The organism is Actinomadura sp. KC216, from assembly GCF_004348535.1.
In the GTDB taxonomy this organism is placed as follows: Bacteria; Actinomycetota; Actinomycetes; order Streptosporangiales; family Streptosporangiaceae; genus Spirillospora.
The window spans coordinates 1-10,544 of record NZ_SMJX01000288.1 but is presented as its reverse complement, the minus strand read 5'-3'; the positions used below and the strand labels follow the sequence as shown (position 1 = coordinate 10,544).

Below are 10,544 nucleotides of genomic sequence, written 5' to 3'. Positions count from 1 at the left end.
CTCCCGGCCCTGCCCGCGGGGCTGCGAGCCGTGGCCGTCACCGACAGCCGCTGGACGGGCCGCGCGACCGTCGCCATCACCGGGCCGCGCCCGTCCGCCCAGGCGCAGGCGATGATGACGGCTCTGCAGGACGAGGCCGCCCGCCTTCGCAGCATCTGAACGTCGAGCGAACGCCAAGCGACGTCCCTCGCTGCGGGGGTCAGCAGGTGCTTCGGTACGGAACTTCGGGGATGTGCGTTTTCCAGTTCGCCTTCGACAGTGGACCGAACTGGGCGCAGAGAGCGGCTTTGATCTTGTCGGGGGCGACCCGGTGGGTGCGGAGGCGGCCGCTCGTGTCGATGGCGAGGACGGCCGAACCGTCCGGGGTGAAGGCCAGCCGCCCGATCATGGGGGCACCGTGGTCCTCCTTGTCGCGGTAGAAGCCGGTGAGCGGTGCGCCGAGCGCCTGGCCTCGGGGGAGGTCCCACAGCCGGATCTGGTTCGTCGTCTCGTCCGCGACGGCCAGGAGGCGCCCATCGGGGGAGAAGGCCGCCGGGGCCTGCGGTCCGGTGCCGGCGAGAGTGGTGTCGGCGACGCGCCGGAGCGACCGCCCGTCCCACAGCACGATCTTTCCGTCGGGGTTCTTCGCCGCGACGACACCGGCCCTGTTCACGGCCAGGGGCGTGCCGACCGCGAAGTCGGGGGCGGCCAGCCGCCTGCCGGTGGCGACCTCGACGACGCCCTGGTCCGGGGCGGACACCACCGTCCGGCTGTCACCGCTGAAAAGGACCCGGACGCCGCCGGTCTGGTGGTCCGCCTGGATCCGGTCCTGCCCTCCGGCGGGCGGCTGCCCGCTGGACGCTGAGAGCCGGACTCCCGATGCGATATCCCACAGTTCGAGCAGGCTCGCCCGCCCGGATTCGTTGGTGAGGACGGCGAGCGTCCCGCGATCAGGAGAGAACGCGATCTGAACGGTGTCTCCGGTGAAGGGCTCGTATTCCAGATGGCGCCGCGTCGTCAGGGTGGTCTTCTGTGTTCTGGAGAGGACGTCCCATATCTCGATGTCCCCGTTCGCATGGGCCTTCGCCAGGAGCCGCCCGTCCGCGGACAGTTCGCCCCTCACCACCGGACTGCTCCCCTGGAAAGGCAGCGATCCCCGGCGTGCCTGTTTGGCCGGGTTCCACATCTCCACATTGGACGAGGCGCGCACGACCCCTGCGAGAGTTGAACCGTCCTGGCTCAGCAGAGGCTTGCCGACGAGATTGCCCGCCCCGAAGATCTCGACCGGGTCGAGAATCGCGCCGAGCGACACCACGGTGACGACGTTGTCGAAGCTGATGCAGCGCAGGGTCCGGTCCCCGGGCCCGAACGTCCCGGAACGGCATCCGGGATCGGGGTGTTTGAAAGCCGGGTGCCGGTCGGTGGTCCACGACTGAAGGTCTTGGGTGTCCCAGACCGAGCCCTGGAGCGTCACATATCGTCCACCGGAACTGAAGGCCAGATTCTCGCCGAGGGCGGGCTCCGGGACCTTCTGAAACGCCATCTGCGACGGGCCGGGATTCTCGAACGGCCCGACCCACAGCCGGTCGCCCTGACGCAGGGCGATGAGCGCGCCGTCGGGGCTGAGCGCCAGGTTCGAGATCCGTTCGTCGCCCGGGACGAGGCGCAGCGTGCGCGCCTTGCGCCCCGACGCCAGGTCCCAGAGGTCCACCTCGGTTCCATGCGCGGTGACCAGGTATTTCTCGTCGGGCGTGACGTCCGCGGCCCCCATCGCGTACGGGATCGTCAGCAGCGACTTTCCGGTCGTGGTGTCCCGCACGCTCATGCCGTCGGACTCGCCGACCAGCAGCCGCCTGCCGTGCCTGCCGAGCTGCTGGACCGGGGTGGGAGCCCGGAAGCTCGCGGGAAACGGCCGCCCGGTCATCGTGTCGTGGATCCCGATCGTGCGGTCCCGCTTGATCAGCGACAGGACCTTGCCGTCCGCGCTGAGCGACACGGTGCCCGCGGACGGCGACCGGGTGTCGAGCGGCTCGCCCGGGAACCGGAACGACGAGACCACCCGGCGCACGTCGACGTCGGCGACCTTCACCTCGTTGCCGCGGACGTACGCCCGCAGGCGCCCGGTCCGGTCGCCGGCCGAGCGCCAGGTCCGGTCGATCCCCGGCGGCCGATAGGTGTACTGCACCGGCTGGTTGTCCGTGGCCAGCAGCGCGTTCCTGGCCTCGTAGCCGCCGGGCGACAGGCTCGCGGCGGCGACCGCGAACTGCCTGGCGGTGGCCGGATCGGTATGGCGCAGCGTGGCGGCCACGCCCGCGATACGGGTGCCGACCGCCCGGTCGCGCTGCTGGACGACGGTGTCCCGCTGCCGGGCGACGGTCCGTCCCTGGGCGACCGCGACCCCGGCCGTCGCCGTGGCGACGATCAGCAGGATCGTGAGTGCCGCGCTGACCAGCGTGCGGTTACGGTTCCTGCGCCGGGCCGCGCGCACCGAGTGATCGAGGAAGGTGCGTTCGAGCGGGTTGAGGGCGAGATGGCGGTGCCCGGCGACGGCCCGCGTGACGGCCTCGTCCAGCGGCGTGCCCTGCAGCAGGTCGCCGCCCTTGCGGCCGTGGTCGTCCCAGCGCCGCGCGCCGTCGATGAGCCGATGGTGGCCCGCCAGGGCGTCGCGCTCGTCGTCGACCCATCCCCGCAGCCGGGGCCACGCGCGCACCAGCGCGGGCGTGGACAGCATGATCGCGTCGCCCTCGCGGACCAGCAGCCCGGCCTCGCACAGCCCGTCAAGGACCCGCCGGACGGTGTCCGGTTCGCTCTCGGTGTCGGTGAACTCCTCGACCGCGACCTGCCGGAGCGCGTGGTCGGCGTCCGACGCGGTGACGATCATGCGCAGCAGGACGCGCGGCACCACGGCCTGCGCGTCCGGGGCGAGGCGGGCGTACGCGTCCTCCGCGGCTTCTCCCAGCGATGGACGGACGGAGGCCGCCGGCAGGCCACCCGCTTCCCGCGTGCCCGCCTCCAGCCGGGAGTCGCCGTGCTCGTCGCCGAGCAGGCCCTCCAGCAGTTCCATGGCGCTGGGCCGCTGCTCCGGATTCCGCGACAGGGCCCGTCCGGCCAGGGAGCGGAGGGGCTCCGGCAGCACGGTCAGGTCAAGATCCTTGTTGCGGATCTGGAAGGACAGCGCGGGCAGGGTGTCGGCGTCGAACGGCGGCCGGCCGGTCGCCGCGAACAGCACGATCGCGCCCCACGCCCACACGTCGACGGCCGGTGAGGCGTGCTCGCCCTGGAACAGTTCCGGGGCCATCCATCGCGGGGTGCCCTTCAGTTGCCCGGTCGCGCTCCGCGTCATCTCCTCGGTGCGCGCGATGCCGAAATCGATGACGCGCGGGCCGTCGGGCCCCAGCAGCACGTTCGCCGGCTTCAGGTCCCGGTGCGTCACCCCGGCGCGGTGGATCGACGCCAGCGCCGTCGCGACGCCGATCGCCAGCCGGAACAGTTCCCCGGAATCGTACGGGCCGTTCTCCTCCACCCAGGTCCGCAGATCCGGACCCGGTACATACTCGCTGACGAGATAGGGCTGCACGTCATCGAGACCGACCTCGATGATCCGCGCCGTGCGGAACGGCGCCACGCGCCCGAGCGCCTCCACCTCCCGGCCCATCTGGTCGCGGAACGCGTCGCCGACCCGATCGGGGCGCAGCGCCTTGACCGCCACCCGGCCGCCCGCGCCGTCGTATCCCTCGTAGACGACGCCCTGTCCGCCGGCACCGAGCCGTCCCGCGAGCCAGTACGAACCGAGCTGCCGAGGATCACCTGAGAGCAAAGGGTCAGCCATCACGTCCCGCCCATGGACTCGTCAACCGCCACCGCTATAGACGCCACGGGCCACCCACCAGTTCTGAAGAAATCACCGCATCCCCGGGCGGCTGGGCGGTGCGGCTGGGCGGTGCGGCCGGCGGCGGCATGCGCCGGCTCCTGCCGCTCACTGCCCGGCTCCGCCCCGCTTGTCCGTTCATCCGGCGGAAATGCATCACGCCAATCAATCCGTCGCCGGGCCGGACGTTCTTGCGCTTCCGTCACTCCGGTAGGGAATTGCCCTGCGTGTTTCAGGCGGGTCCCGCGGCGATGGCCCATTTCGGGTGCCTATATGGAACGCTCCTCGTATCCGTCTCGGTGACGACCGGCATCGGCCAGGGTGGGCGAGATCGCCCCTTGGCCCCGGGAAGGGGACGCTACCAGCGGATACAGGGCAAGGCGAAGTAAGAGTCAGGTGACGGTGGCGGCCTATTCGTGCGAGCGGCTGGCACCGGGTTCGAGAAAAAGCCATCATGGGGCGAGGCCTCAAACGGCACTGATGCCTCCGCGGTTCCCGGCACCCGGGAACCCGGCCGATGCTGCCCTGATCGGGGAGACACTCGTGACCGACCTACAGATCGTCGCCAGCAACGAGCTGCCACTGCAGGACTTCACGGACGAACGCATCGAGGCACGGCTCTTTCCGGTGGCCAAGTTCTGTGATGCCGCGATGGGCATCGTCAGGGCCGGGGTCGCGCAGCGACATCACGTGCATGATCGGCCGGACAAGGGCGATGAGGTGATCTTCGTCTATGGCGGCCGGTTCCGGGTCCGCGGAGACTTCCCGGGGTCTGATCGCGTCTTCGATGTATCGACCGAGGGGCCGGTCTATATCAGCGTTCCCGCCGGGATGGCGTGCAGCCTGGAGAACCTCGGCACCGAACCGGTGCGCTTCTTCAGCGTGTTCAGCCCCCGGTTCGAGCCCGGTGAGATCCGGTATGTGGAAGCGCTGTGAGGCCGTGAGGCATTGAGAGTTCGGTGCGGTGGCGCTACCGGAGGCTGTGGCCGCCGTCGATGACGAGGGTCTGCCCGGTGATGAAACCGGCGGCGTCCGAAACCAGGAACGCCACGCTCTTCGCCACCTCCACGGCCGCGCCGAGCCGGCGCAGCGGCGTCTGCTCGATGATCGTCTGGACGAAGTCCTCGCCGGCCGACCGGGTCATCTCGGTGTCGATATTTCCCGGGGCGACGCAGTTCACCAGAATGTCCGGTGCGAGTTCCTTCGCGAACACTTTGGTGAGTGAATCGATACCGGACTTCGCCGCGGAGTAGGCCGCGATGGGCGCCCCGCCGATGTCCGCATAGGTCGACCCGATGTTCACGATACGGCCGACACCCGCCTTTCGTAGTAACGGGGTGAAGGCTTGGATGCAGTTGAACGAACCGGTGAGATTGACATCCAGCGTGCGGCGCCATTCCGCCGGATCGAGGCTCCGCCAATCGCCCGCCATCGTGACACCGGCGTTGTTCACCAGGACGTCGAGTCGGCCGAACCTGTCGCGCACCGAATCGGCCATGCCCTGCACCGCTGCCCGATCACTGACATCGGCCTGGACGGCCATGGTGGTGGTGCGGGCGGCGAGACGCTCGGCCAGTTCCGTCGCGTCGGCCTCCGACCTCGCATAGTTGATGACGAGCCCGAAGCCGTCATCGGCGAGTTGTTCCGCGATCGACCTCCCGATGCCGCGAGCACCACCGGTGACCAGGGCGACGGGGATATCAGTGGTCAACTTTGCATCCATTCTTCTTCGCGACCGTCCGGGAAGGCCGGGGCAGCAGACTACCGGCCCGGCGAGTGGCCGGGCCCGAGGTTTCTGAAATCGTGCGGGCCGTCCCTTCTCTGGGGCTATGGTCTCCGGGTGAGGGTGGGCGCCCTTACCGCGTCCAGGTGCGAAATGAGCTCCGCCGCGGCAGGCGAACCGTGACAATCCCGTTCGAACGAGGTGGCCACCCGCTCGAAAGCATTCGTGCATTCTGTGGTAAGGTGGCTTATCTCGTCCTGTGCCATTGACGGGTCGGCGCGCCCGACGGCCTCGATGGTGGCGTCGAGCATCCGCAGCGCGTTCCGGCGCAGCAGCAGCACCGCCGACTGCGCCGCGCAGATCTGTTCCGCCGTCGCGTCCTGGGTACGGATGACGTTCCTGACGAGCCGGTAGGCGTCGTCGAGCGGCGACCACCAGGATTCGCAGCGCCGGTGCACCTCGGCCACCGTGCCGTCAGCGAAGCGCCAGGCGAACGACATCACATCGGCGTCGAACGCCCCGAGGACGGGCCTGTACTTCTTCGATCGCGCCATTGCCGTGTCGGCCTGTATCCGCATCCGTCCGAACGGCGAGCCCATGAACCGCCAGAGCCCGGTCCGGGCCAGCGCGGCGGAGGACTCGGCCAGCTCGTCCAGCGTCGTGAACGGGTCGAAGAGGACCAGGCCGATCTCCACCCCGAAGCCGTGCCGCCTCAGCGTCCCGATCGCGTCGACGGCGAGCTGCGCGGTCGATCCCTTGCCATAGCGCCGGAGCTGGGAGTTGGACAGCGACTCGACTCCGACGAACACCTGCCGCAACCCCGACCGGTACAGGCGTCGCAGCAGATTCTCGCGAGAATGCGCCGACGTCGAAGCGAGGACGGCACGGTTCAACGCGACGTTGTCGGCACGGACGGACACCGTGTAGGTGAAGTCGTAGGGCTGCACCTGGTCGGCGATCCATTCGGCGGATCGCGTGTCGCTTCCGAGGAAGTCTTCGTCGGTGAAGGTGAACCGGCGGACGCCGAGCCTGTGCAGGCGCTCCAGGTCGCCGGCAATACGGTCGGGCGGTAGCCGGCTCCACCGGTCCCTGATCCCGGGAGGACGCGTGCAGAACGTGCACCTTCCGAACTGGCATCCGCGGCTGGATTCGATCCGCCGGAAGTACTCGTCACCGGTGCCGAGCCGGCGAGGCGGCCGGAGCGACGGAGCGTCCGCGCGTTCCGCCAATGGCGTCACGATGACGCGGTTCCCTTCGGAAAAGGCGACGCCCGGCAGCTCGCGGCAGTCGACCGTGTTCGCCAGCCGCGCCCTTATGTAGTGCTCCAAGGCCGTCTCTGCCCACCCCCTCATCACGATCGCCCGTGGTTCGATCGCGAGGAACCGGTGCGGGATGTGGGTGGGCAGCGCGTGGCCGAGCAGTATCTCGGGACGTCGAGCGCTGGGAAACGTTCTGAGGCCGAGGAGGATCCGCTTCGCCGTTTCAAAAGTGCCCTGGGGGACGGAGAGGCCGACCAGGTCATGGCCGTCGCGCCGGATGGTGGCCAGCAGACGGTCCACGGCATCCGGGTCGATCGCCGGGTTGACGATGGTGGTGAAGGTCGGGAGCTCGACGTCCAGCGAATCGACGTGAGCCGCCAGCGTGGCCACCGAGAGAGGCTCGGCATTGGCGGGCTGGAGCAGTCCATAGAGTTGCGCGAGGAGCAGCCGGCGCGGGCGCTCCGCATAGCGGCGGACGGCGGAGTTCCCGCCCGCGGAGTTCTCGTCCATGGAGCCCGATCCACCCGCCGTCATGGGGCCTGATGCCGAAGCTCGGGCAGCGGGACGTGCGGTTTGTTGAGATGGCAGACATAGAGGCAGCCCGGGCAGCGGTGCTCACGGATGTCGCGCCGGATCTCGCGCATCTCGCCGGAATGCCAGAGCTCGACCAGATCGGTGTCCGGTGCGGCCAGGTTCTTGACCGGGGGCATCGACCAGCACGGTTTGAGGTTGAGCTCCCCGTCGATGACCACGTCCGTGTAGGCCACGGTGCAGCGCTCGGGATGGAACGTCCGGTTGCGGAAGAAGGCGGGGATCGTCGCGAGGAACTCGGGCCGGTTGTTGATCGGCAGGTCGCCCGTCCGCTTGCGGAGCAGGAGTTCCTCCACCACCTCGCCGAGCCGCTCGATGTCACGCTCGTCCGGCCAGAGCTCGGTCAGGATGTGCTCTTCCAGGCCCGTCTCCGCAAAATGCACCGGCTGGTATTGGACGTCGATCCGCAGCCCTTTCGCGTATTCCGCGAGCGGTACGAGGTCTTCGATGTTCAAGCGGTTGACGGTGACATAGATGGAGACGCGCAGGGACGGGTGCCGCGTCCGGGCTTCCGCCAGCGTCTCGATCGCCCGTGTCACCTGGTGGACGCGCAGCCCGCGGATCGCCTTCATGCGTTCGGCGGACAGGCTGTCGATGGACACGCCGACCCGGTCGATCCCGAGTTCGCGGATCAGTTCGATATGGCCCGGGCGAATGAGGGTGCCATTGGAGATGATGCGGATTCCGAAGCCCAGCTGATGGGCGTCTCTCAGGACGCCGTCAAGGTCGCGCCGGAGAAAGGGCTCGCCTCCGCTCAGCACCACGTCCCGCACGCCGAGCCGTTTCAATTCCGTGAAAATGGTGCGAAGCCGGTCGCGAGAGGGGTCGAGGTGCGGATTGCGCGGCGCCGTCCAGTCCGTGCAGTATTGGCAGCGGGCATTGCAGCGCCGTATGATGTTCATATATGCCGTGACCGGAGGGCCGGACGGGACGTCATCGAGGAACGTGGTAAAGGACTTTGCGGGATCTCTGCCGGCGGTCATGACAACCTCCGCAGCACGGGGCGGCCGCTAAATATGCGGCGCCGGTGAGTCCATCATCCACTCGGCCGCCTCGATGTCAACCCTCATAATCACTATGGCTTCGGACGCGCTCGCGGGTCCCTTCTCTGACGTGTGGCGCAGGCATCGCCGAGCCGCCCGATGCGGCGTATTGCTCAGTCCAGTAGGGAAATAAGGTCGTCACAATCTTCTATTCCTGTTTGTGCGCCGAGCCGGACATACAGGTCTCGTGCCACTTCCACGTGCTGCCGGGAGTCGTCGAGTTGCCCCTTGTGCCAGAAGGCTCGGGCGACGGCGAGATGCAGATGTGCCCAGTTGTGGTCCTCGCCGTACTCGCTGGCGTTGGCGAGCACCGCCGGAGCGGTCCGGAGAATGCTGTCGTAGTCGCCGGTCGCGAGCCTGAGCTTCGCGAGCGCGACGTGCAGGAACACGCTGGTGCGCTGGTCTCCGCTCTCCTCACACTCGGCGAACGAGCTGGTCAGCAGCTCGTCGGCCTCGGTGAGCCGGCCGACGCCGATGAGGTAGGTCGCGAGCCAGCCCTGGAAGCCCAGCCGGGTCCAGACGACGCCGCGCCGGCGGCTGAACTCGATCGCCTCCTGGAGGATCTGCTCGGCGTCCGGCGCCAGCCGCCACACCGCGATGATGGCGCGGATGAAGAACATGAGGTCGATGATCCGGTCGCTCGCGGTCGCGGCCACCGGCGCGAACAGCGCGTCGGCGAGGGCGAATTCCTCGTCCGCGGCGTCCACGTCGCCGGAATGGAAAAGGATCGACGCCCTGCGGGCGCGCAGCTCGACGACCTCCATGAGGCCCAGCTCGTCCGACTCGGCGAGGACGGCCTCCGAGAACTCGATGAATTCGTCGAAATGGCCGAAGGTGATGGCGAAGGGGTAGAAGGCCAGCAGGAGGCCGGCGGCGAGTTCGATCTCCTTGTGGGCCAGGGTGGTGCGGATGCTGCTCAGCGCATTCGTCCGGTCGCGATCCCAGCGGTTGAGCGTGTAGCCGATGTTCCAGAGCGAGTCGCTTTCGTCGTTCAGATGCTCGGTGAGCGCCCGGATATAGGCGTGCCTGATGCTCTCGCGGCTGATCGGCACGACGATGTCCTCACCGGAGAACCGCTCGAGCAGGAAACGCTTGATGACCGGAAGGATGTAGTACCTGCGCCACGCCGGGTTGTACTCGATGAGGTTCAAGGTCGCGAGCGTCGCCAGGCTTCCGGCGATCTCCGATTCGGACAGGCCGAGCTCGGCGAGCGCCGATTCGAGCAGGCTGTCCGGAATGTTCGCGGGCGGGTGGGCGAGGACCAGCAGCGGGAGCACGCTGCTCACGTCGGCGGCCTGCCTGACCCCCACCTCGAAGAGGTAGCGCAGGAGCGCCTCGTCGTCGAGGCGCCCGGTCCCCGCGGCCAGGTGCGGGGCACCGAGCGCGATCCGCCCGATCAGCCAGTTGATCGCCAGGGGGATGCCGCCGCACATGTCGACGATCCAGTCGATGGTCTGCACCGTCTGGTCCAGCCGCCGCTGCCGCAGCCCGGCGCGCACCAGGCTCTTGGTGCTCTCGGCGTCCAGCGGCTGCAGGTGGATGCGGTGGCGGGTGTCGATCCGCCGCCGGCTCGTGATGATCACGGACGCGCTCTGCGGGAGATCGTTCAGGTAGGGCAGCACCTGCGGATCGGTGACGGTCTCGAAGTTGTCGAGGACGATCGTGCTCCGGATGTCGGCGAGCGCCGCCGTGATGCCCGCGGCCCGCTGGTCGACGGGCAGCCGGAGCAGGTCCCGCCGGTCGAGGGCGATGGCGATGGTGGCGGTCAGGTCACCGAGGTCGGAGGCGCTCGCCACGGTCGGCACCTCGCCCTCGGTCTGGAGCAGCGACGTCCTGGCCGACAGCCAGATGATGACGTCCGCCGGCGGTGCCTCCTGGGAGGCCAGCTCGTGGCAGAAGTACAGGGCGAGGGTCGTCTTGCCGGTACCGGCCGCGCCGTCGATGAGCGTGATGCCGCCCGTCCCGGCAGCGAAGATCGTGTGCAGCGCGGCGATCTCCTCGGAACGGCCGACCAGCTCGTCCATGACCTGCCGGGGCAGGTTGTTCGAGACCGTGCCGACCGGGGCGCGCTGGGACTGGAC

At 68.8% G+C, this 10,544-nt stretch carries 6 protein-coding genes; 1 reads left to right on the top strand and 5 read right to left on the bottom strand.

Going from position 1 to position 10,544, the window contains the following annotated elements; all coding sequences use genetic code 11:
• Nucleotides 1–199 precede the first annotated feature (199 nt).
• Nucleotides 200–3,808, bottom strand: a complete 3,609-nt coding sequence (locus tag E1264_RS33710; RefSeq protein ID WP_132180056.1) for a WD40 repeat domain-containing serine/threonine-protein kinase — start codon at nt 3,806–3,808, stop codon at nt 200–202.
• Nucleotides 3,809–4,390: 582 nt separating this feature from the next.
• Here E1264_RS33710 and E1264_RS33705 point away from each other — a divergent pair.
• A complete protein-coding gene (locus E1264_RS33705; protein WP_132180054.1) occupies nt 4,391–4,783 on the top strand; it encodes a hypothetical protein in 393 nt (130 codons plus the stop codon).
• Between the two features lie 34 nt (nt 4,784–4,817).
• Here E1264_RS33705 and E1264_RS33700 read toward each other — a convergent pair whose 3' ends face one another.
• The 4 genes from E1264_RS33700 to E1264_RS33685 all read right to left on the bottom strand — a co-directional run.
• A complete protein-coding gene (locus E1264_RS33700) occupies nt 4,818–5,570 on the bottom strand; it encodes a 3-oxoacyl-ACP reductase family protein (protein ID WP_165964521.1) in 753 nt (250 codons plus the stop codon).
• Nucleotides 5,571–5,674: 104 nt separating this feature from the next.
• On the bottom strand, nt 5,675–7,339 hold the full coding sequence (locus tag E1264_RS33695; RefSeq protein WP_165964520.1) for a radical SAM protein: 1,665 nt from the start codon (nt 7,337–7,339) through the stop codon (nt 5,675–5,677).
• A 20-nt stretch (nt 7,340–7,359) separates the two neighbouring features.
• Nucleotides 7,360–8,403: a radical SAM protein gene (locus tag E1264_RS33690; protein WP_132180048.1), complete on the bottom strand. Its 1,044-nt coding sequence runs from the start codon at nt 8,401–8,403 to the stop codon at nt 7,360–7,362.
• Between the two features lie 173 nt (nt 8,404–8,576).
• On the bottom strand, nt 8,577–10,544 hold a 1,968-nt coding region (locus E1264_RS33685; protein WP_132180046.1), incomplete at its 5' end, for an ATP-binding protein.

What these genes read in the sequence shown, in the direction of transcription:
- E1264_RS33710 (WP_132180056.1), bottom strand. Translation starts at nt 3,808, where the DNA reads ATGGCTGACCCTTTGCTCTCAGGTGATCCTCGGCAGCTCGGTTCGTAC.
- E1264_RS33700 (WP_165964521.1), bottom strand. Translation starts at nt 5,570, where the DNA reads ATGGATGCAAAGTTGACCACTGATATCCCCGTCGCCCTGGTCACCGGT.
- E1264_RS33695 (WP_165964520.1), bottom strand. Translation starts at nt 7,339, where the DNA reads ATGGACGAGAACTCCGCGGGCGGGAACTCCGCCGTCCGCCGCTATGCG.
- E1264_RS33690 (WP_132180048.1), bottom strand. Translation starts at nt 8,403, where the DNA reads ATGACCGCCGGCAGAGATCCCGCAAAGTCCTTTACCACGTTCCTCGAT.